This window comes from Corallococcus sp. BB11-1, from assembly GCF_026626625.1.
GTDB lineage: Bacteria > Myxococcota > Myxococcia > Myxococcales > Myxococcaceae > Corallococcus > Corallococcus soli.
The window spans coordinates 91,816-112,293 of record NZ_JAPNJY010000007.1; the positions used below are offsets into that span (position 1 = coordinate 91,816).

At 65.9% G+C, this 20,478-nt stretch carries 15 protein-coding genes and 5 pseudogenes; 10 read left to right on the forward strand and 10 right to left on the reverse strand.

The window, feature by feature from the left end; translation table 11 throughout:
- Positions 1 to 3 precede the first annotated feature (3 nt).
- The 4 genes and pseudogenes from OV207_RS07385 to OV207_RS07405 all read right to left on the reverse strand — a co-directional run bounded on the left by OV207_RS07385 (position 4) and on the right by OV207_RS07405 (position 5,876).
- Complete coding sequence (locus OV207_RS07385) at positions 4 to 2,700, reverse strand: hypothetical protein (protein ID WP_267553784.1); 2,697 nt, start codon at positions 2,698 to 2,700, stop codon at positions 4 to 6.
- Positions 2,697 to 3,275: a hypothetical protein gene (locus OV207_RS07390; protein WP_267553785.1), complete on the reverse strand. Its 579-nt coding sequence runs from the start codon at positions 3,273 to 3,275 to the stop codon at positions 2,697 to 2,699. The genes OV207_RS07385 and OV207_RS07390 overlap by 4 nt, the downstream gene beginning before the upstream one ends.
- 76 nt (positions 3,276 to 3,351) lie before the next feature.
- Positions 3,352 to 4,097 (reverse strand): annotated as a pseudogene (locus OV207_RS37755) (IS5 family transposase).
- Between the two features lie 12 nt (positions 4,098 to 4,109).
- Positions 4,110 to 5,876 carry a hypothetical protein gene (locus OV207_RS07405; RefSeq protein ID WP_267553789.1) on the reverse strand — a complete coding sequence of 589 codons (1,767 nt, stop codon included), beginning with the start codon at positions 5,874 to 5,876 and terminating at the stop codon, positions 4,110 to 4,112.
- Positions 5,877 to 6,084: 208 nt separating this feature from the next.
- Here OV207_RS07405 and OV207_RS07410 point away from each other — a divergent pair, with 208 nt between their 5' ends.
- From OV207_RS07410 to OV207_RS07425, 4 genes are read left to right on the forward strand one after another with little or no spacing between them, the layout of a single operon-like run.
- Complete coding sequence (locus OV207_RS07410; RefSeq protein ID WP_267553790.1) at positions 6,085 to 6,825, forward strand: TauD/TfdA family dioxygenase; 741 nt, start codon at positions 6,085 to 6,087, stop codon at positions 6,823 to 6,825.
- Between the two features lie 40 nt (positions 6,826 to 6,865).
- A complete protein-coding gene (tnpA, locus tag OV207_RS07415; protein ID WP_267553792.1) occupies positions 6,866 to 7,180 on the forward strand; it encodes an IS66 family insertion sequence element accessory protein TnpA in 315 nt (104 codons plus the stop codon).
- A 4-nt stretch (positions 7,181 to 7,184) separates the two neighbouring features.
- Complete coding sequence (tnpB, locus tag OV207_RS07420) at positions 7,185 to 7,550, forward strand: IS66 family insertion sequence element accessory protein TnpB (protein ID WP_267553793.1); 366 nt, start codon at positions 7,185 to 7,187, stop codon at positions 7,548 to 7,550.
- Between the two features lie 55 nt (positions 7,551 to 7,605).
- Positions 7,606 to 8,049 (forward strand): hypothetical protein, encoded by a 444-nt coding sequence (locus OV207_RS07425; RefSeq protein ID WP_267553795.1) that lies wholly within the window; start codon positions 7,606 to 7,608, stop codon positions 8,047 to 8,049.
- Here OV207_RS07425 and OV207_RS07430 read toward each other — a convergent pair.
- Positions 8,050 to 8,751 (reverse strand): annotated as a pseudogene (locus tag OV207_RS07430) (IS3 family transposase); the annotation flags it as partial.
- Between the two features lie 79 nt (positions 8,752 to 8,830).
- On the opposite strand from OV207_RS07430, the pseudogene OV207_RS07435 reads away from it, so the two are divergent.
- Positions 8,831 to 10,403, forward strand: a pseudogene (locus OV207_RS07435) (IS3 family transposase).
- Positions 10,404 to 10,410: 7 nt separating this feature from the next.
- On the opposite strand, the pseudogene OV207_RS37760 reads toward OV207_RS07435, so the two are convergent.
- Positions 10,411 to 10,931 (reverse strand): annotated as a pseudogene (locus OV207_RS37760) (transposase); the annotation flags it as partial.
- A 92-nt stretch (positions 10,932 to 11,023) separates the two neighbouring features.
- Between OV207_RS37760 and tnpC the strand changes: the two are divergent.
- Complete coding sequence (gene tnpC, locus OV207_RS07445) at positions 11,024 to 11,617, forward strand: IS66 family transposase (RefSeq protein ID WP_420715192.1); 594 nt, start codon at positions 11,024 to 11,026, stop codon at positions 11,615 to 11,617.
- Positions 11,604 to 12,086, forward strand: a pseudogene (locus tag OV207_RS07450) (IS66 family transposase); the annotation flags it as partial. The gene tnpC and the pseudogene OV207_RS07450, both read left to right, overlap by 14 nt.
- Before the next feature lie 442 nt (positions 12,087 to 12,528).
- Here OV207_RS07450 and OV207_RS07455 read toward each other — a convergent pair.
- Positions 12,529 to 13,917, reverse strand: coding sequence for a cytochrome P450 (locus OV207_RS07455; RefSeq protein ID WP_267553801.1), 1,389 nt, complete (start codon positions 13,915 to 13,917; stop codon positions 12,529 to 12,531).
- Between the two features lie 141 nt (positions 13,918 to 14,058).
- Between OV207_RS07455 and OV207_RS07460 the strand changes: the two genes are divergently transcribed.
- On the forward strand, positions 14,059 to 15,096 hold the full coding sequence (locus OV207_RS07460; protein ID WP_267553802.1) for an AraC family transcriptional regulator: 1,038 nt from the start codon (positions 14,059 to 14,061) through the stop codon (positions 15,094 to 15,096).
- 97 nt (positions 15,097 to 15,193) lie between these two features.
- Complete coding sequence (locus tag OV207_RS07465; protein ID WP_267553804.1) at positions 15,194 to 15,793, forward strand: RNA methyltransferase; 600 nt, start codon at positions 15,194 to 15,196, stop codon at positions 15,791 to 15,793.
- A 19-nt stretch (positions 15,794 to 15,812) separates the two neighbouring features.
- Here the strand turns inward: OV207_RS07465 and OV207_RS07470 are convergent, their stop codons facing one another.
- On the reverse strand, positions 15,813 to 16,157 hold the full coding sequence (locus OV207_RS07470; RefSeq protein ID WP_193348027.1) for a hypothetical protein: 345 nt from the start codon (positions 16,155 to 16,157) through the stop codon (positions 15,813 to 15,815).
- Between the two features lie 55 nt (positions 16,158 to 16,212).
- Between OV207_RS07470 and OV207_RS07475 the strand changes: the two genes are divergently transcribed.
- Complete coding sequence (locus OV207_RS07475; RefSeq protein WP_267553805.1) at positions 16,213 to 17,526, forward strand: tetratricopeptide repeat protein; 1,314 nt, start codon at positions 16,213 to 16,215, stop codon at positions 17,524 to 17,526.
- Here OV207_RS07475 and OV207_RS07480 read toward each other — a convergent pair.
- Positions 17,504 to 18,814, reverse strand: a complete 1,311-nt coding sequence (locus OV207_RS07480; protein ID WP_193348029.1) for a M16 family metallopeptidase — start codon at positions 18,812 to 18,814, stop codon at positions 17,504 to 17,506. The two genes, OV207_RS07475 and OV207_RS07480, sit on opposite strands and share 23 nt — an antisense overlap.
- Entirely contained in the window at positions 18,811 to 20,352 is a 1,542-nt protein-coding gene (locus OV207_RS07485) for a sensor histidine kinase (RefSeq protein WP_193348030.1), read from the reverse strand. Before OV207_RS07485 ends, OV207_RS07480 begins: the two co-directional genes overlap by 4 nt.
- Positions 20,353 to 20,478 lie beyond the last annotated feature (126 nt).

Here is a 20,478-nt window from a genome sequence, read left to right on the forward strand (position 1 = left end):
GGTTCAGGGCGGATCCACAAGGTTGCGTCTCTGCTCGTTGCTCCAGTCACTGCTTCTCAACTCTTCTATACTGCGTCCGCTCCAGGGCACGGTGAAGCGTGATGTAAGGCTGGCTCTTCGAACGCTGTCAATCCAGGCTTCTGCTAGTTCCGTTGAGCAACCACCAAGGATGAGTGTGTCATAGACGAGCTGATATTCTTGGCGGAGTTCCGTTGCGAACGTGATGGGGTCGTCCGAACCAATGATCAACGTCACAGCGGGAGCACCGTCGGCCCCCTTGGGAGGACGGAGTCGCCAGAGTGGATGCTTGCTGATGTCCGCAAGGTGACCGATCAGCAGATTTGAAGAAGGATTGACCTCAACGACCAACTCTCTCTTCGCCACCTTTTGGCGTAGTGCCTGCTGCAATTCCTCAAGTGCTTCGACATCTTGGGCGGGTTCTACCCAGCGCAAGTGCCGCCCTCGCGAATAGATATCCGCTCTGGTTAGAAACTGTACCAGGAGGTTGGCTCTCTTGCCCTGGGGCGTGGGCTCGTCCATTGGGACGGGGCCATTGGGGAAGCCAGCCTGCTTTAGTGCGTACTCGCTATATAAGTCCTCCACAAGATGGACGAAATCAAGCGGCGAGTGTTCTTCTTTAAAGATGTGTTTGGATAGGTCTGCTATCTCCCGTTCGATGAGAAGATGGCGGTTTCGGGTTAGCTGTCCACCGTTCCTGCTCCTCCAATTCCACTCCCATGCCAGATCCAGCAGTCGGTCTTCTGCGGGCATGACGACATTTCCGGCATGCTTCGCCCAGTTCTCTACATCAAGGCCAAGTGAGAGTGCATGACCAAGGCGGTCACCAGGCTGGAGTCGCAGTCCATCAATGGCCTCATCAAGACGACGAAGACCCGTTAACAGATGGACGAAATCCTCGCCTGCGTGAACCGCAATCCGGCAGCCAGGAACATGCAGGTTTAGCATGCGCTGGAGTATGCGTGACGCGACTGCACCAGCCTCCCGCGCATGTCGCAACAATGGGGCCATGACCCACACGGGAACTCCCACCTCATCCGAACAAAGATCCAGCCCTCGCAGCCATTCAAGGCTCAAGGCGTTCTCCGTCAGAAAGTTTCTGAGTTCCAAGGTCTCTTCGCGGCGCTTCCTGTAGAATTGCGCGTGGCGGTATCCCGTTTTGCTCTCGGATGGATTGGCATCACAGTCCTGAGCGAACGCCGCCGGCTTCCCCCTCAATCCTTCACCTCCGCGCTCCCGCTGGAAATGGACTACGAAGCCCAATTCAAATTTCCCCCTAGGAGTTCCTTCGATATTGGAGGAGTTGGTGCGCAGTAGTTGTTCTGCCTTCTTGATAAGATCAAGAGTGTGCTTTCCTTCTGGGGAGATGCGCAATTCAAGCGAACGAAGCCCCGCTCCCTGGCCGGAGCTTTTAAGTGCACTCTCAATCAGCAATTCTTTTTTTATCGGGCTTCGTAGTGGTGACATTCGCGCGAAGAACCGAATGAACCACTGTAAGCCTGGAGTCATAGGACGTTGCACGACGTGTCTGTAAAAAAGGCACCGCACTCGCACCACTTGCCAGAATACAAGGGCAAAAAGCCTGTCTTTTCTTCCTGCTTCAGTCTCTAGATATTCGAGAGCGCGCGCGATAAGCCAGACCTCTGGACTTCTTTGCCCAGTCCAACCCGGAAGAAACGAGGCCAATGGATCTGTAGCCCACATGCTTTTCAGATCTCTGGGGCGAGGCTGTGACCGAATGGCGGTTAAGTCAATGTAGACGGATTGGAGATTGGAGATGGCTCGATGAATGTCCAGATCCTTGGTCTCAAGCGGAGTGGTTTCGATCAATCCAGAGATAGCCTCCCTGACGCCCGTCAACATCACTAGACCGCGGCCTGCTTCGAGAATGCGTGCCTCGACGTCTTGCTGAAGAAACGAAGCGAGGTTCTTTTTTTCGCCGTGATCGAGAAAGGCGCCAAGGAGGTATCTGGCTATAGCAGATCTCATGAGCCAGACACCAAGCATGCCTCCTTCGTCAAGGATGGCCCCAGGGCTTGTTAAGTCCTTCACTAGCATGCGAGGACTGCGTTCTGCTAGAGCATTGAGTGTGCTGACCCACATCAATGGAAAGTCGAGTGCTGCGCTGAGGTGAAGGTGAGGCTCAGCAAAGCCACCATCTCTTAGTTGTTGCTCAAGGAGTGGCGATAATACATAAATGCGCTCAGGACCGACTTCGTCCTGCCCTAGCGAGGCCAAGAGAAGATCTGATGGAAGTGCAAATGACAGCCACCTCCACATGCTTCGGTCATGCGCTGATCGGGACTGGCCTCGCTCGTGCAGTTTTCTTAATGTAAAGTCTGGGATGGCGAGGGCGCCAGTATGCCTCAAAAAAGTCTTCGAGACTCCGCGCAGGTAGTTGGCGAGGTCAATGCTGTTCCTCGGGGGGGACTCCGTATTCTCGGTGCCCTTGAACCAGAGTTCATCACGCAACCCAACCAGTTCGTCGATTGAAAGCGAGGGGGATGCGGCAATCAGTTCACGCTCCGCAGCCCGCCATAGCCTCCAGGTCTCTTCCTGTTTGAGCCGTGGATCAAGAGAGGTGACGCGCTGACGCAGAGCAGCTTCCGAGGCAAGTGGAAATGCCACGAGTTCAGAAATGGTGTGATGCCATGGAATGGAAGCGTTTCGAGAGCCGCTCATGCTGGCTCCTGTTGGCTCGCCAGAACAGGCGGCCAGTGTTCAGGAAAGTATTCCGACGCATATGAATGCCAGTCGCGACTCCCTGTGCGACTGTTTCGAATTTCTTGTATCGCTGCGCTTTCTTGCCAGAACTTGTTTAGTAGCACGTTCCTTTCGAAGACGTTGGCAATGTGCTCGGAAATGCCAATTCGGATTGCAATAACAATCCCTACGTCGACTATCCATTTGCTCGCAGGACTGGATGTGTTGTTCGCGGTATCGACCGTCAATTTGCCAATCCGTTCAACAAGCTCTAGCCATTGTGCGTCAGAGGGCGGCTCGGAAGGATTTTCGAATCGGACGATGTCCTTGTCCTTGTCGTTGCGCAAAATTGAGCAAATGGCGTCGAACCAGCGGTATGCTCGTGCATCCACATTGAGGGGGCGACCTTTGCTTTCGTCGACCAAGCTATTCCAAGCCGATTTTAGCAAGTCGACCTCTACGAGCGTGCTGAACTTCGGAGACGGCCAATAGAATACTTCGCTTTCTTTTGGGGTGGCTGTCTTGGGGTGGGCTGATTTCCAGGAAATGCTCACCCAGCGAGGCTCAAATTCTTTGCTTGGCAGTGGCCCTCCCCGCATGCTTTCAGGGCGCCCTAGGGGCTGTCCCTGATTAACGCAGCCAGAGAAGCATGGAGGCGACGTGCAGGACGGCGAGGTAGCTGCTCGCCGTCTTGTCGTACCGGGTCGCGGCGGCGCGAAAGCGCTTGAGGTCGTGGAAGAAGCACTCCACCCGGTAGCGAAGCCGATAGAGGGTTCGGTCCAGCGCTGGGGGCTGCTTGCGGCTGGGATGGGGATGGATGACGGGCTTCATCCCCACCTTCTGGGCGTTGGCGCGAATGCGCTCGGCGTCATAGCCCGTGTCCGCGATGAAGGCCTCGCCCTCGGCGTGCACCAGCAGTTCCTCGGCCATCGTTGACTCATGTTGCTGGCCGGGCGTCAGCACGAGGTGGAGCGGCTTACCGCCCGTCGTTGTGACGGCGTGAACTTTCGTTGAAAAACCTCCTCGAGAACGCCCCAGAGCATTTCTTCGGACCCCCCTTTTCCGCCCGAGGCGTCCTGGTGCGCTCGAACGACGGAAGCGTCAGCGAGGGAGCCGAGCTCATCCACGTCCAGCCGCAGCGCTTTGAAGATGGCTTCCCAGCGCCCGGTTTTCGCCCAGCGGTGGAAGCGGTTGTAGACCGTCTTCCAGTGGCCGAATCTCTCGGGCAGGTCCCGCCACTGCACGCCCGTCTTCACACGCCAGATGACGGCGTTGATGAAGTCGCGGTCTCCTCGCTTCGAGGGAGGGCCGCTGCGCGAGCCCAGCAGGGGCTCGATGCGGCTCCACTCGGCATCGCTCAGCTCATGTCGGCGCACAGCCAGCGTTGATCACGTCCGACGCTGGCTGGCAACCTCCGGATGCCTTCGGACGCCAGGTCCAACTCGGGTGTTTGATCCGCCAGGTTGATTTTCGGGCCGGAGATCAGGGACAGCCCCTAGCGCGAGAACGTCATGAAGGGCAACCAGCCATCCTAGCGGCCTTGGCGGCAAATCGAGTTTCTCGCCATCCAGTTGGATATGCCAGTCGATGTGTGCTGGTGAGCGAATTGTTGTTGTGCCCGGAATTGAGTCGCGGGCATCCGGGGCGATTTCGATGCTTATGTCGGAAGTCTCCTGCGCTATTGATAGTGAATTCGTGTCTAATAAATACTCTTCTTGTGTTGTTCGAACTGTGCTTCTTGTTAGGATGGAATTGAATTGACTCTTTTGTTTTTCGGTGATTAGGTTTTGCTCGTTGAGGGCGGCTTGGAATTCATCACCCAATAGCTTTACCACAAGCTCGGTAGATGGAGTTTTTCCTGTTTCGGTTAAGGTCATCCACAAGTCCGTGGCGTGACGGGGGGGCATTTCAAGCAAGGGGGCTCCTTTGTAGACATGACGCCCCCATGGCTGCTTCTGCTTCTGCTTCTGCCCCCTCTCTCTCCAGCCCGCAGTGACAAGCTCCTTCACTGTCGAGGGGAATCCCTGTTGACGGAATCGGAGCCGATGGAGGAGAAATCTCAATGAGTAGGCCGTTTTATTTTTTCGTGTGTCCAGTGCTTTGAAGCTTAGCGCCTCTTCGACTCGGAGTGGCCATAGCTCGACGTTTTGATTGGGCGGCAGAAGCTTGCGCAGTGAGCCCGTCGCAACTGCAGATGCCCGACTCCTTAGCTCGTCTGTTGTGTCGCCGCTGGCTGTTTTGAATGCGGCGTCGCCCGCCAGCTTGATGTAGTCACCGAGTGTCTGCTGACAATAGAGATACTCAAGTAGGTCGTAGTCCCCAAGTAGCAGCACGAAGAGTTGCGGCGCGGAAATCGTTCGCAGCAGTCTCAGCAGCTCAATAGAGCTGGCGGGGCTGACGTAGAGGTCGTCGACCACAAGCAGGAAGAGCTGCGGCTCCCTCTGCTTTCCCTCTCCGCTGGTATTAAGTTTTGAGAGAATTCCCTGGAGCCGCTTGTTGACGGCCAGTCGAGCTCTTTCCGCACGAAGCACCTCTGTCGCGTATTGATCGGGATCGACATGCGCTGCTCTCGCATGAAGATTTCCATCCCATGACATTGCGAGGTCATTTTGGAATCGACGGAGTTCCTCAAGCGCATCAACGGTTGTTGAAGAACGGTCGAGCAATCCATTTCGTGAGGCAATGCGGCCCGGATCGCTACCACCTTCAAGTGCTCGCTCAATGCGAACCATTACTGCGGCAAGAAAATTGGTGGATCCAGATAGCGGCTCCATGTCCAATGGATCTAGCCATCTAATGCTTGTTGCTATCTTGCCTGCGTTTCTTCTCGTTCTCTCCTTGAATTCGCTCCGCTTGGCTTGGGCGTAGTGGAATGACTCGGGTATGGATTTCTCTTTGCCGGGTAGTCTGTCCTGCCCAGGGAGTAGTTTTCGGAGAGTGGTGTAGATGGATGTTTTTCCGATGCCTGGCTCTCCGCTAACGAAAAAAAGGCGGCTGGACCTTTTTCGGTCGAGGTCTGGGGTGTTGCCCTGCTGTTCCTGAAAGCGAAGTTGGTCGTGAGCTTCCTTCATTGCTCTAACTACGCGGTCAAGTACTTTGAGTTGCGAGAGTGAGAGTTCTTCTAGGTCCAACGGTCGAGCTTCTGGGCGCAGCATGCGTCCACTCATTTGTGGCTCCTTCTGGTCTATCAATTCTTTTCGGAGCCTACTTTACCGCCTGCCGACGCAAGACTAAATTCGGAGGCTCAGTTGATTCAGCCCGCTGGATTGATGCCGCTAGTCGCTTCTCCCCCTTGTAGAGTGCTCCTCTCTGGATGACCCCACGATGTGTTCCCGGCGAATCTCTCTTTGCTCCAGAGTTCGGGTGTCGCTGCTTACCCATGGCTGGTTCTATCTGCCTTTTTTCTCCACAGCGCAGAGCGCACACATGGTTTTTGAACTGGCGCAGGCACTGGGCCGAATCTACGTACCCCCTGGCTGTTCTTCTGGCTTCCCCCTCATCAAGACGCAGCCGACAGTGGATGCGGATGACTCCGCTCCATTTGATCAACCCGCAGCTATCGGCTGGCACAACGACTTCTCCACCCACAAGCGCCGTCCCGTCGTGAGTCTGGCCTGGATCGCTCGGGCGGACCCGCTGGGCCTGGGCGCTTGGCGTGTCGCTTCGTGTGACCAAGTCCTGACGGAGCTGCGAAGGACCCCCGAGGGGATGGAGACGGTGCGCTTTCTTGAGGCAACTCCGCTGCCCTTCAGTTTCACACGCGACGATTCGCCCACATTCTTCCGCGTCGTTGAGCAGAGAGGAGTTCCCTCTGGGCGGCTCGGATTGCGTTTCTATGGCCGCGCCATCCGGCAAGGAGCACTTCTCGCTTACGGCGAAGTCCCCCCGTTGATCGAGCACGCCGTTTCTGTTGTCGAGTCCGCAACCGACAATGTAGGGAAAACACTTCATGCTCGGACCGGATCATTGTTGGTCGTTGACAACTGGCATGCCTTCCACGACCGACAAGCGCAGAGCGCGGGTTCCTTGCTACCGCTGAGGTGCTCATGGCTCTGCTTTCTTGAGTCCCTGCACGGTATCCGTCCGGCCAACGACGTGCCGTGAGGGATTGCCGGGGTGGCGGTAGCGGCGGACGCTGGTGGGCATGTCGAAGCAGGTGGAGAAGCCGGAGTGGGCGCGCATCGCGGAAGCGTTCGAGGCCAGCGGCCAGACGCAGCGGGAGTTCGCGTTGGTGCGGGGCGTGAGGTTGAGCACGTTGCAGTCCTGGGTGTACCGGCGTCGGCGGGCCGCGACAGCGCGAGCCGAGCCGGTGCGCCTGTTGCCCGTGCAGGTGGCGACGGCCCCCGAGACATCCGAATCCGTGCTGGAAGTGGTGGCAGCAAGCGGAGCGCGGGTGCGATTCGCCGTCGGGACGGACGTGGCGTACGTGGCCCGGCTCGTCGCGGCGCTGGGGCGGTGAGGTGGTGTTCGCGCTTCCCGCGTCGGTGCGCGTGGTGCTGGCCACGGAGCCCGTGGACATGCGCAAGTCGATTGATGGGCTCATGGCGCTGGTGCGCACGGCGTGGGGCGAGGACGTCTATTCGGGGCACCTCTTCGCCTTCGTCTCCAGGCGGGGCGACCGCATCAAGGTGCTGACGTGGAGCCGGGGCGGCTTCGTGCTTCTCTACAAGCGATTGGAGACGGGCCGCTTCCGACTGCCCCGGGTGGAGGAGGACGCGAAGGCGGTGACGCTGGACGCCACGCAGTTGGCGATGCTGCTGGACGGCATCGACGTGGCCGAGGTGAAGCGGCAGCCCGCCTGGACGCCGCCCGGCCGCACGGGCAGCTGAGACGGGTCGGGCGCACCAGGGCCCCGGGGTGGGGCGTTACTTAAGAGTGCCCCGCGTGCTGCCCCAGAACCACTTCTGCCCCTGGCGGGAAGAAGCCGAGGAACTCAAAGCCGAGGTGGGCCGAATCGGCGGAGAGCTGGCCACCCTCCAGGGGCAGATGGCGGCGCTGCAACGCCACGTCTTCGGCAGGAAAGCCGAGCGGATGCCCGCCGTGGCCAGCCAACTGCGGCAGCAAGCCGCGAGCCCCGAGGACGAAGCGGCGCGGGTGGCTGCGGCCCTGGAGAAGCGGCGCGAGCGCTCAGCGCGCAAGGCCCAGGAGGCTCCGACGCGCGAGGTGCAGCATGCGGTGCCCCCCGAGGCACGCCACTGCCCCGCGTGCGGCGGCGGGGACTTGAAGCCCCTGGGTGAGGGGCGCCGGACGGTGCTGTACGAGTACGTGCCGGCCTTCTTCGAGCGCCAGGTGCATGTTGGGCCTGCTCCGGTTCGGTGGACAGGTTGACTACGCTGCCAGCCTCTTGGTCGCGGTCATCCTCTCGTACTCCACGGGGCTGACGTAGCCCAGGGCGGAGTGGCGCCGCTTGCGGTTGTAGAACACCTCAATGTACTCGAACAGCGACTGCTTCGCCGCCTCGCGTGTCTTGAAGCGGGTGACGTAGACGAGTTCCAGCTTCAGGGTGGAGAAGAAGCTTTCCGCCACGGCGTTGTCCCAGCAGTTGCCCTTGCGCGACATGCTGCATCCGATGCCGCGCTTCTCCAGCAGTCGGCGGTAGTCCTCGCTCGCGTACTGGCTGCCGCGATCGGAGTGGTGCAGTTGCGGAGCAGGCCGGCCGAGCAACGCCATGTCGAGCGCGCTGAGCACCAAAGCGCGGTCAATTCTCTCGCCCATCGCCCAGCCCACCACCTTGCGGCTGAAGAGGTCCAGCAGCACCGCCAGGTACAACCAGCCCTCGTCGGTCCAGACGTAGGTGATGTCACCCACCCACGCGCGGTGGGGCTGGCCGGGTTGGAAGTTCCGTTCCAGGGTGTTCGGCGCCACCGGATGGCCATGGGCCGAGTCGGTGGTCCGCACGAAGCGACGCCGGGCTCGTCCACGCAGGCCCGCCTGGCGCATCAGGCGAGCCACTCGCTTCCGAGCCACCCGCTGGCCGCGGGCTTTGAGTTCCGCATGTACCCGAGGAGCACCGTACGTGCCCCGGCTCTCCCCCTGTGTCAGGGAAGTTGTCGCCTCGGCTGAGCGGCCGGGATGACCACGCCTTGGGGGCGAGAGCAGGCAGGACGCAGTGCCGTACACGGATGGATTCAAGTCAGAGATGGTGAAGCGGATGGTGGGCCCGGGCGCGGTGAGTGCCGCGGCGCTGGCCCGCCAGGTGGGCGTCTCGCAGCCGACGTTGTCGCAGTGGCTGCGCGAGGCGAATAAGTTGGCGGCGATGACGCCCCCGCCCGAGGAAAAGCCTGCTGCGCCGCCTGGACCGAAGAAGTGGACGCCCGAGGAGAAGCTGCGTGTGCTGGTAGCAGCCCAAGGGCTCACGGGCGAGGCGTTGGGGGCACTGCTGCGCCGCGAGGGGTTGCATGAGGAGCAACTGACGGAATGGCAGCAGGCGGCCGCGGGGGCCCTGTCGGGAGCGTCCACGCAGGCCCTGCCGGCCAAGGAGCGCAGGCGGCTGGCGGCGGCCGAGAAGCGGGTGAAGGAGTTGGAGCGGGAGTTGCGCCGCAAGGAGAAGGCGCTGGCGGAGACAGCGGCGCTGCTGGTGCTCGAAAAAAAACTTCAGGCGACGGGCTGGGACGAGCGGGAGCTGGACGACGAGGACGACGCAGCGGACGAGAAGCGCGAGAAATGACGCTCGCCCACGTGCAGGAGGCCCTCCAGCAGGGCGTGCGGCTGGAGGCCGTCTGCGAGCGGCTCGGGGTGGCCCCTCGCACCATTCAACGCTGGAGGAAGCCGGCCACCGCGCAGGACGGGCGGTGTGGTCCGCGCACCCGGCCGCCAACCGCCTTTCCGAAGTCGAGAAGCGCCGCATGCTGGCGGTGGCCAACAGCGAGGAGTTCCGCGACGTGTCGCCCAAGCAGCTGGTGCCGAGACTCGCGGACCGGGGAGAGTACGTGGCCAGCGAGGCGAGCTTCTACCGGGTGCTGCGCGCAGCGGGCCAGCTGGCCCACCGGGGCCCCGCGAAGCCGCCCACGCCGCGTCCCAAGGCCGAGCACACGGCCAACGCCCCCTGCCAGGTGTGGAGCTGGGACATCACCTACCTGAAGGGCCCGGTGAAGGGCTGCTTCCTCTACCTCTACCTCGTGGTGGACGTCTTCAGCCGCCGCATCATGGGCTGGCGCGTCCACGAGGAGGAGTCCTCCGCGCATGCCGCGGCCCTCATCCGCCAAAGCTGGCGCGAGGCGGGCTGCCCCGAGGGACTGGTGCTGCACTCGGACAATGGTGGCCCCATGAAGGGCGCCACGATGCTCGCGACGCTGCAATGGCTGGGCGTGGCCCCGTCCTTCAGCCGGCCTCGCGTCTCGGATGACAACGCCTTCTCCGAGGCCCTCTTCCGCACGCTGAAGTACCGCCCTTCCTTCCCCCGGCGCCCCTTTACCTCAACGCAGGATGCGCACGCATGGGTGGCGCGTTTCGTCGGCTGGTACAACACCGAGCACCGGCACTCCGCCATCCGCTTCGTCACGCCGGAAGCCAGGCACTTCGGCAACGAAGCGGCGCTGCTCGCCCAGCGCCACCAGGTGTACCAGCGCGCTCGCGCCCGTCACCCCGAGCGCTGGAGCCGCGACACGCGCGACTGGACGCCCGCGGGCCCCGTGCGCCTCAACCCCTCACCGGAAGCGCAGGAGCTGATGCGCCTCGGCTGAACCTTCTCACGCGACAACTACCTTGACGCTCACCGCTCTCCTGGTGGACGGCTGCCACTTCGAGGTGGAGCGCCCGGTCGCGCCTCTTGCGCTCGGACTCGGGCCGCTTCTCCCAGGCGTAGTAGCCGCTACGGGAGACGCCCAGGTGACGGCAGAGGACAGCGACGGGGTAGAGGGCCTTCTTCGTGTCGATGAAGGCGAACTTCACTTCATCTCCTTCGCGAAGAAGGCCGCCGCGTTTTTTAGTATCTCCCGCTCCATCCGCAGCTCCCGGTTCTCCTTGCGCAGCCGCGAGAGCTCCTCGCGCTCCACCGTCGTCAGCGCTCCAGGTTTGCCTCCGCCCCGGTCCGTCTTCGTCTGCTCCACCCATAGCCGCAGCGCTGACTCCGTCAGGTCCAAGTCTCGGGCGGCCTGGGGGATGGTTTTTCCCTCCTCCAGCACCAGCCTCACCGCCCCGGCCTTGAACTCCGCCGTGAACTCCCGGCGCGGCCTGCGGGGCTTCCTCTGCTTCTCGTCAGTCGCGGACATCCCGTGCTCCTTCCATCACATCTCGGGTGTCCACGGAACCGGGCTACTCCCATGTGCAGCAAGTCCTCGCGTGCACCTGCGGCCAGGGCGTGGTGACGGCGCCCGCGCCCCAGCGGGTGGTGGACCGGGGCGAGTACGGCCCAGGCTTCCTGGCGCACGTGGTGACGTCCAAGTGCGCCGACGCCATGCCCCTGCACCGCCTGGCCCAGCGAATTGAGCGCGGCGGTGTGCCCATGAGCCGCAGCACGCTGACGGACCTCTTCCATCAGTCCGCGCAGGTGCTCCTGCCGCTCTCCTCGCACCTCTTGCAAGTCATCGCCGCCGCCGAGGTGGTGTGGGCCGACGAGACGCCCGTGCGCGTGCTGGACGTGAAGAAGACGCGCCAAGGCTACCTCTGGACCTTCCTCACCCAGACGCAGCAGGGCGAGTGGCTCATCGGCTACCGCTTCAGCCTGGGCCGGGCCAGCACGATGCCGAAGGACGTGCTGGGCGGCACCCGGGGCGCCCTCGTCGTGGATGCGTACACGGGCTACAACGCGGTGACGCTTCCCGAGGGGCGCGTCCGCGTCGGCTGCTGGGCGCACGTGCGCCGACGCTTCTTCGACGCGCTGCCCACCGCGCCGGAAGCCCGCGAGGCGTTGGACTTCATCCTCGCCCTCTACCGCGTGGAGGCGCAGGCCGCGTGACGCGGGCCTCGTGCGCACCGACGCCCACCGCGAGCTGCGCCAGCAGAAGAGTGCTCCCGTCCTCGCCGCGCTGCGCGCCTGGCTGGAGGAACAGACGCCGCTCCACCCACCCAAGGGGCCGCTGGGCCAGGCCCTCTCCTACGCCCGAAAACAGTGGGACGCCCTCACCCGTTTCGTCTCCGACGCGCGCCTGCCTTTGGACAACAACCGCAGCGAGGCGGCGCTGAGAAAGGCGGCCCTGGGCAGGAAGAACTTTCTCTTCGTCGGCCACGAAGCCGCGGGCGAGAATCTCGCCGGCCTCTACGCGCTGGTTGCCACCTGCGAGGCCAACGGCGTCAATCCCGAGGACTACCTCGCCGACGTGCTGCTGCGCGTCCAGACGCACCCGAACGCCCGCATCGGCGAACTGCTGCCGCACGAATGGAAGCGTCTACGCGCAGCCAACGCATCCCAACGCCTCGCGTCTTAATCCATCGCACCGCTCGACACCGCGCGCCTCCCGTCCGCCTTCAAGCGAACCGGCACGTCGTTGGCCGGACGGTTACCCTGCACGAGGAAATTTCCTCCAGTGCGTGACGTAGCTCGCTTCAACTCCCTGCTAAACGGTATCCTTGCTCAGTCCAGGACACGCTGAGGGCTCTGATGGGTGGGGGCGTTGGATGTTGCTAGGGTTTCGAGGCTTCCCTGCGCGTCATCCGCAATAGCAATTCCAACGGCGAGCGACTGTTGGTATCCGTCCCTGACGCGGAGTGCCTTCTTCAGGTATGCGCGCGGACCTCACGCAAGCGCTGCGCGCCATGCTCATCCAGGCGCTCAACCCCGCGCCCACGCTGCCCGGCGTGTCCCAGGTGCAGCGCGCAGCCGTCGTACCTCCCTGACGCGGAGGTGCGCGGCCATGACCCGCTCGGTGCTCAGGAGCGGGCCACGGGGCTCCGGCGCTCCAGGTGCATGGGCAGCCCTCCGAAGGGCCGCAGCGACAGGTGCGACTCCGGCTGCAACGTGAAGCCGGGCGCCTCCCGCAGGCGGTAGCGCTGCGCGACGGTGGCCAGCACGAGCTGGGACTCCATCATCGCGAAGCTGTTGCCGATGCACTGGCGCGGCCCGCCGCTGAACGGGAACCACGCGAAGCGGTGCCGTTTCGCGGCGGCCTCCGGGGCGAAGCGCTCCGGGCGGAAGACGTCCGGCTGCTCCCAGAAGTCAGGATGGCGGTGCGTCACGTAGGGGCTCACGTCCACCGCGCTGCCCTTCGGAATCCTGAAGCCGCAGATGACGTCGTCCTCCATCACCGTGCGGCTGAAGATGACCGCCGCCGGATACAGCCGCATCGCCTCCTCCACCACCTGCCGCGTGTAGCCGAGCTTCGGCACGTCCTCCACCGTGGGCGCACGGCCCGCGAGGACGGCATCCACCTCCGCGTGCAGTCGGGCCTCCACCTCCGGATGGGTCGCCAGCAGTCCAAAGACCCAGCTCAGCGACGTGGCCGTCGTCTCGTGGCCGGCGAGGAGCATCGTCATCACCTCGTCCCCCAGCTGCGCGTCCGTCATGCCCGTGCCCGTGTCCTCGTCGCGCGCGGCCATCAACATGGAGAGCAGGTCGCCGGTGTCCTCCGGGCGCTGCCTGCGCGCGGCGATGATGCCCTGCACCGTCTGCTTCAGCGTGGTGCGCGCCGCGCGGAAGGCCCGGTCGTCCCGCGTGGGCAGCACGGGCGGCAGCATGCGGAAGGACCGGAAGCGCTCGGCGATCTGCCGGCTGAGCTCGCTGAAGGCCGTGCCCACCCGCGCGGTCTGGTCCTCCACGGAGGTGCCGAAGAGCGCCTCCCCGACGATGCCCAGCGACAGCCGCATCATCTCCTCCGTGACGCCCACGGGCGTGCCCTGCGCGGCGGAGGCGTCCCAGCGCTGGAGCATCGCCTCCGTGGAGTGGATCATCTGCGCCGCCATGCCGGCGATGCGCTGCCGGTGGAACGCGGGCTGCGCCAGCCGCCGCTGCCGGAGCCAGAAGTCCCCCGTGCTGGTCAGGAGTCCGTTGCCGGTGATCCAGCTCCCCATGCGGTAGGAGAGGTGGTCCTTCGTGTAGTTCTTCACGTGGTCCTGCAGCACGTGACGCACCCCGTCCGGGTGGGCGATGAGGTGCGACCTGATGGGGCCCAGGCGGTAGCGCACCACGTCCCCGTACTCACGATGGATGCTCGACAGGAAGCCCAGGATGTCGCGGCGCACCTGGGGCAGCACGCCCATCAACAGGTGGCCCGGGGGGCCGGTGGGAATGCGGGCAACGGGGGCGGCGGCGGTGGTCGTCATCGGGTGACTCCTCCTGCTGGACTTGGGGGGAGGTATCGCGCGCCACCCCGTCCGCGCGCATGGTCCCCGGGCGCCAACGCGTTGTCCCCTGGCGCCACCGCGCATTGCGAGCCCGGGGCGCCTGGGCCATGCTGGCGACCGATGCGTCCCCAGACGCTCCTGTCCTCCCTGTTCCGGCCGCTGTTCCATGTCGGTGAGACACTGGGGATCCCTCGCGCGCTCCTGCTCGAAACCGTGGGTGAAGAGGAGTCGCGGCTCGCGCGGCCGGACGTGCGGGTGCCCTACGCGGCGCTGCAGCGCTTGTGGACCCTGCTGGTGCAGGTGGGCGGCAAGGAGCCCCTGGCCGTGCGGCTGGCGCAAGCGGTGGAGCCCACGCACGTGGGGCTCGTCGGCTACGTGCTCGTCAACAGCCCCGACCTGGGCACGTCCCTGGAGCGCTACTGCCGCATCAACGCGCTGCTCGACCCGCGCACGCGCTGGCGCGTCCTCCAACAGGAGCACGCCATGCGCGTGGAGCTGCACCTGGATCCGCTGGATGCCTGGGCCCCGCGCCTCCAGCACCCGCCAGAGGGGCTGCTGGTGACGCTGGTGTCCAGCGCCCGGCTGCTCAGCGGCGAGGACTGGAGCCCCACGCGCATCTGCTTCGCGCACCCGCGCCACGCGGCCTCCGCCGCCGTGGAGGACTTCCTGGGCATCACCGCGGAGTACGACGCGAGTTGCTACCTGGTGGAGGGGAACGCGGCCGCCGCCCGGCTTCCCATCCGTCACGCGGACATCGAACTGGGCAACCTGCTCCACGCGCGCGCCGAGGCCGCGCTGGCGCAGTGGCGCAGCGAGGAGGTCCGCTCCTGGCGCGAACAGGTCCAGGAGGTGCTCGCGGCCCAGCCCCGCACGGGGGACCTGGTGCCCGCGGACGTCGCGTCGCGGCTCGCGGTAAGTGAGCGCACGCTCCAGCGCCGCCTGCGGGAGGAGGGTGTCACGTTCGCGGGCCTGGAGGACGCCGTGCGCCGTGACCGCGCCTTCCAGTTCCTCCGCGACGGGCTGCTGCCCCACTTTGAAATCGCCTTCCTCCTGGGCTTCAGCGACCCCAGCGCCTTCGCCCGCGCATTCCGCCGCTGGAGCGGCACGACGCCGGGACACTGGCAGCAGGAGCAGGGCGCGAAGGACGGCTCCGCCTGAGGGAGGCTCGGGCGGACGCGCGGTGGAATCCGCGCCGTGCCCGGAATGTTTTTCCCTCGGGTGCGGCACCCGTCGCGCCCAGGAGAGGGGAGCACGGATGGTCAGGACGCTGCGGGACGCGGAGGAGCTGGTGCGCACGCGCCACGTCATCACGGAGGTGCCCACCCACGGGCCCACGTCCCTCGTGGAGCAGGTGATGGGGGGACGCCCCGCCGGAAGCTGGCGTGAACATGCGAAGGGGCGGCTCGCGTACCGGCTGGGGCGCCAGCTGCGCGCGTCGCCAGACGTGCTCGCGGTGCGGCTGGTGGAGGGCAAGGTGGCCTTCGTGGACCCCACGCTGTGGGCGTCCGTCTACCGGGTCGCGATGGAGCCCGCGCGCCGCCGGCCCTCGCTCCAGGGCCTGTCCCTGGAGGCCCGTTCGCTGCTCTCCACCGTGGAGCGGGACAGGCGCGTGCGGCTGGACAAGGAGGGCCCGTGGACCAAGGCGCGTGAAGCGCTGGAGGAGCGCCTGCTGGTCCACTTCTCCGAAGCGCAGGAGGAGGACGGCCACCACGTCGCGGTGCTGCGCTCGTGGCGGGACTGGGCCTCCCCGGCGCTGAAGGCGGACGCGGCCCGGCTGTCCTACGAGGACGCCCAGGCGCGGCTGCGCGCGGCGTGTGATGGGGCGCCCACGGGCCTGGGGCCCTGGGTGTTCTGAGGCCCGGACGGCCGTCGGCTCAGGCGGCTTCCTCGCGCACTTCCAGGGCGTCCCGGATGCCCGGAAGCCGGGCGAGCAGCTCGTACTCCGCGGGCTGGAGCATGGACACGCGGCGGCCCGCCACGCGCTCCATCCAGATTTCGATGCGGTGCTCTCCGGCCGCGTTGACGTGGCGGAAGATGCGCGCCCGGCGCCCCTCCTGCTGACAGGCGAGGATGTCCTGTTGGAGGCTGCGCAGCCGGCGGAACACCTTCAGCGCCGTCCGCCCCTCGGGGGTGTCGAACGTGTGGAAGTGCCGGTTGCGCGACAGCGGGCGGCCGGGGTCATGAAGCCTCTCGACGAGGCGGCGCACGAAGGGGTCCATCGACGGAGGAGGATAACATCCGCTACCCTGTCGCTCAGTGATGCCTCAGCGATTTTTGCCCTCGACCTGGACGCTCGTCCTGCTCCTTCCGCTTGCCTGCAAGGACCCGGAGACGGCAGCCGCCCAGAAGCAGGCCACCCAGGTCCAGTCCGCCCTGTCCGACGGCCGCCAGGCACTCGAGCAGGGCAACTACGGCCGCGCCATTGGCGCGCTCCAGAAGGCCTCCCACGCCGCTCCGGAGAGCGTGGAGCCCCTGCTGCTGCTGGCGGAGGCCCACCGCCTGAGCGGCAACGCGGGCGCCTCCATCCTGACGCTCAAGCAGGCGGAGACCCTGCTGCCCGGCAGCGACCCGGTCATCCAGAAGAAGCTGTCGGACCTGTACCTGGGGGAGGGGCAGGGGGCCCTGGCCATCTCCACGCTCGTGGCCCTGCGCGACGAGGGGAAGCTGACCCACGGGGACATCCTGTCGCTGGCGCGGCTCCAGGCCCGGCAGGGGAACGCCGAGGAGGCCTTCACCACGCTGGAGCGCATCCTCCGGGAGAACCCGGACGACGCCGCGACGAAGACGGTGGAGGCGGAGATCCTCCTCATGAAGGGGGAGGAGCTGCTCGCGGCGAACCTGATGGACCGCGTGCTCCAGAGCTCCCCCAGCTTCACGCCGGCGCGCCTGCTGCGCGCGCGCTACTTCCTGATGAGCGGCTTCTCCGACCTGGCGGAGGCGGACCTCCAGTCCGTGCTGCCGGAGGATGCGGCGACCACCGACGTCGTGACCATGAAGGCGCGCGTGCTGATGGCGCTGGGCCGCCCGGCGGAGGCGGAGGCCGCCCTCAAGCTGCTCCTGGAGGACGACCCGGACAACGCGGAGGCGCTCGCGTGGCTGGCGGACATCGTCCGGGCCCAGGGCCGCGCTTCGGACGCGCAGCAGCTGGTGGACCGGGCCCTCAACCTGCGTCCGCGGCTGGCGCGTGCGCTGTACGTGCGCGGCCGGGTGCAGGAGGAGCAGGAGGACACGCGCGCCGCCGAGGACAGCTACCGCTTCGCCCTCAAGGCGGAGCCCGGCTTCGGCCCCGCGCTGTCGCGCGTGTGGCGGCTGCACATGAAGGCGGGCCGCAAGCCGGACGCCCAGCTCACGCTGGAGCGGCTGTTGGGGCTGGGCGAGGCCGCGGTGGAGGAGAAGGCCGCGCTCGCGGGCCTCTACGCGCAGTTCCAGACGCAGCTGCCGCGCGGCAAGAAGCTCATTGAAGAGGCCCTGCAGCGCGAGCCGCAGAACCCCGAGTACCTGCGCATCCGCAAGGCCATCGAGAAGGCCACCCCGAAGAAGAAGGGGACCTCCTCCAACCCCATCATCATCCGCGGGGGACGGCGCTGACGGCGGAGGGCAGCGCGGCTTCCGCCACCACCTTCTCCAGCGCCTTCTGGCCCTTCTTCTGGCCTACCGCGACCACGACCAGGTTCTCGCGGGTGAAGTAGCGCCGGGCCGTGTCGCGCACCTGCGCCGCCGTCTGGCGGTCCACCAGGTCCGCGCGGTGGCTGAAGGTCTCCGGCGTGCGGAACAGCTCCGTGCCGCCGAACCACCCGGCCAGCTCGCCCGGTGAGTCCTGGGAGAACTCCAGCAGCATGCGGTGGCGGCGCTTGGCGCGGTTCAGCTCCTCCGCGCCCACCTCCTCGTCGCACAGCGCGGCGACCACCCGCAGCGACTCGGCCACCACCTGCGACGCCTTCTCCGGCGCGCTGGCCGCTTCAATCTCGAAGAGGCCGGTGTCGTGGTACGTGTCCAGCCCGGCGCTCACCGAGTACGCCAGGCCGCGCTTCTCCACGATTTCGAATGGCAGCCGCGACGACAGGCCGTCGTCCAGCAGGCGCCGGAGGATCTGCAGCGCGGGGTAGTCCTCGTGCTGCTCCGGCACGACGCGGAAGGTGAGCTTGAACTCCGTCTGCGACTCGTCGTGCGTGACGAAGTGGAAGTGCGGCCCGGGCCCGATGAGGGGGGGCGGCGCTTCGGTGGAGGCCTCGCCGCGCGGCAGGTGGGCGAAGGCGCGCTCCGCCAGCGCCATCACCTCCGAGTGGCGCACGCGGCCCGCGGCGGTGACGACCAGGTTGCCGGCCACGTAGTGGCGCGCGAAGTGCTCACGCACCTGGGCGTGGGTGAGGGCCTTCACGGACTCGCGGGTGCCGGCGATCTTCAGCGACAGCGGGTGGTCCGGGAAGAGCAGGCGCTTGGAGAGGTTGTCCAGGTCGATGTCGCGACCCTTCTCGTCCACCTCATCCAGCATCTCCTCCAGGATGATCTGCCGCTCCACCTCCATGTCGGTGAGGCGGGGGCGGGTGAGCATGTCGCCGATGACGTCCATGCCCACGCGCAGGTGCGACGGGTGCAGCGGCGTGTAGTAGTAGCCGTGGTCGCGGGTGGTGGCCCCGTTGAGGTTGCCGCCCACCTCCTCCACGGCGGCGTTCATCTTCACCGTGTCCGGCCAGGCTTCGCTGCCGCGGAAGAAGAGGTGCTCCAGGTAGTGGCTGACGCCGTTGTTCTGCGCCGTCTCATGACGGCTGCCGGTCCGGACGTAGACGGCCAGGAGGGCGGTGTGCAGGTGCGGCGTCTCGACGGTGACGACGCGCAGCCCGGAGGGCAGCACGTCCCGGAACGGTTTAAAGCTCATGCGCAGGGAAGCCTTAACACGAAGGTCGTCCCCTGGCCGGGAATACTCTGGCAGGAGAGCGAGCCCCCGTGGGCCTGGAGGATCTGCTGACTCACGGCGAGCCCCAGGCCCGTGCCGCCCTCCTTGGTGGTGAAGAAGGGCTCGAAGAGGTGCCGGCGGACCTCCTCCGTCATGCCGTTGCCGGTGTCGCGGACGGACACCTCCACATCGCCCTCGCGGGGCTGGGTGGCCACGGTGAGCCGGCCCCCGGAGGGCATGGCCTCGCGGCTGTTGCGCAGCAGGTTGAGGAACACCTGCCGAAGCTGCCCCTGGTCCGCGAGCACTCGGGGGGTGCCGGGGGCGAAGTCGCGCACCACCTCCACGCCCGCGCGCACCAGCTCCTCGCGGGTGAAGTCGAGCACGCCGTCCAGCACCGCGGTGATGTCCTCCGGCTCCAGGTCCGGCCGGGCGGGGCGGGCCATGCGCAGGTACTGCTCCGTGACGTCGGTGAGCCGGTCCACCTCGGAGGTGACGGCGCAGAGCAGCTCGCGCGCCTCCACGGCGGTGTCGGTGGAGTCGAACTGCGCGGTGGCCACCGCGTCCTGGAGCAGCTCCACGTTGAGACCGATGGAGGACAGCGGGTTGCGCACCTCGTGGACGATCTGCGCGGAGATGCGGCCCACGGCGGCTAGCTGCTCCGCGCGCATCAGGGCCTCGGCCTGCGACTTGAGCTGCGCCTCGCGGGCCTGGAGCGAGCGGGCCATCTGGTCGAACTCGCGGGCGAGCAGCGCCACCTCGTCGTCGCCGCGCACGCCCAGCTGGGCGGAGTAGTCCCCCTTGCCGATGCGCGACACGCCCTCGATGAGGGTGCGCACCGGGCGCAGCGTGCGGGCGGACCAGGCGGTGACGCCCACGCCCACGCCAATGGCCATGATGGACAGCGCGATGATGGTGAGGCCGGTGCGGCGCTCGCGCTCCTCCGCGCCGTCCACGCGCTCGCGGATGCGGTTGCCCAGCGTGGCGCGCAGCACGCGCAGCTCCCGGCCGATGGCGGCCTCCAACTGCCGCAGCTCGGCGGTCGCGCGCGCCACCTCGTCGCCCTCCGGGGATTCGGACGCGAGCGCGGCGAACACGGCCTCCACCGCGTGGCCGTAGGCCTGGGAGTTCTTCGACAGCTCTCCGAAGCGGGCGTCCAGCTCCATGACGAAGGGCACCTCGCCCTTGGGGGCGAAGGTGAGCACCTCGCGGGCCTTGGCGCGGGCGGCCTCCAGGCGCTGGGCCATCTGCGGCGAGTAGTACAGGCTCGCCAGCCGGATGAGCGCGCGGCGCGTCTCCACGCTGTTCTGCTCCAGCACGCGCTCGGTGTCCTTCTCCTGGCTCGTCTGGAAGGTCTCCAGCGCGGCGGCGTCCTGGGAGAGCTGGAGGTAGCCCTGGCTGACGAGCCGGATCTCCAGCCGGTTGCGGTGCAGCTCCGCCACGCTGAAGAGGGACACCGTCCCGAACGTCAGCAGCACCAGCGCGTAGCCCAGGAAGATGCGGGTGGCGAGCGAGAGCTTCATGCGGGAGGGGACAGGACATACGTCCTGGGGCGGGCGCATTACAGCGCAATCCCCGGCGGCCCGCCTGCTTCCGTCCTTCCCGGGCGTCCAGACTTCGTCCCGCCCAGGACGGAAGCGGGCTGGTAG

What these genes read in the sequence shown, in the direction of transcription:
- OV207_RS07385 (WP_267553784.1), bottom strand. Translation starts at nt 2,700, where the DNA reads ATGAGCGGCTCTCGAAACGCTTCCATTCCATGGCATCACACCATTTCT.
- OV207_RS07405 (WP_267553789.1), bottom strand. Translation starts at nt 5,876, where the DNA reads ATGCTGCGCCCAGAAGCTCGACCGTTGGACCTAGAAGAACTCTCACTC.
- tnpA (WP_267553792.1), top strand. Translation starts at nt 6,866, where the DNA reads ATGTCGAAGCAGGTGGAGAAGCCGGAGTGGGCGCGCATCGCGGAAGCG.
- OV207_RS07455 (WP_267553801.1), bottom strand. Translation starts at nt 13,917, where the DNA reads ATGACGACCACCGCCGCCGCCCCCGTTGCCCGCATTCCCACCGGCCCC.
- OV207_RS07460 (WP_267553802.1), top strand. Translation starts at nt 14,059, where the DNA reads ATGCGTCCCCAGACGCTCCTGTCCTCCCTGTTCCGGCCGCTGTTCCAT.
- OV207_RS07465 (WP_267553804.1), top strand. Translation starts at nt 15,194, where the DNA reads ATGGTCAGGACGCTGCGGGACGCGGAGGAGCTGGTGCGCACGCGCCAC.
- OV207_RS07470 (WP_193348027.1), bottom strand. Translation starts at nt 16,157, where the DNA reads ATGGACCCCTTCGTGCGCCGCCTCGTCGAGAGGCTTCATGACCCCGGC.
- OV207_RS07480 (WP_193348029.1), bottom strand. Translation starts at nt 18,814, where the DNA reads ATGAGCTTTAAACCGTTCCGGGACGTGCTGCCCTCCGGGCTGCGCGTC.
- OV207_RS07485 (WP_193348030.1), bottom strand. Translation starts at nt 20,352, where the DNA reads ATGAAGCTCTCGCTCGCCACCCGCATCTTCCTGGGCTACGCGCTGGTG.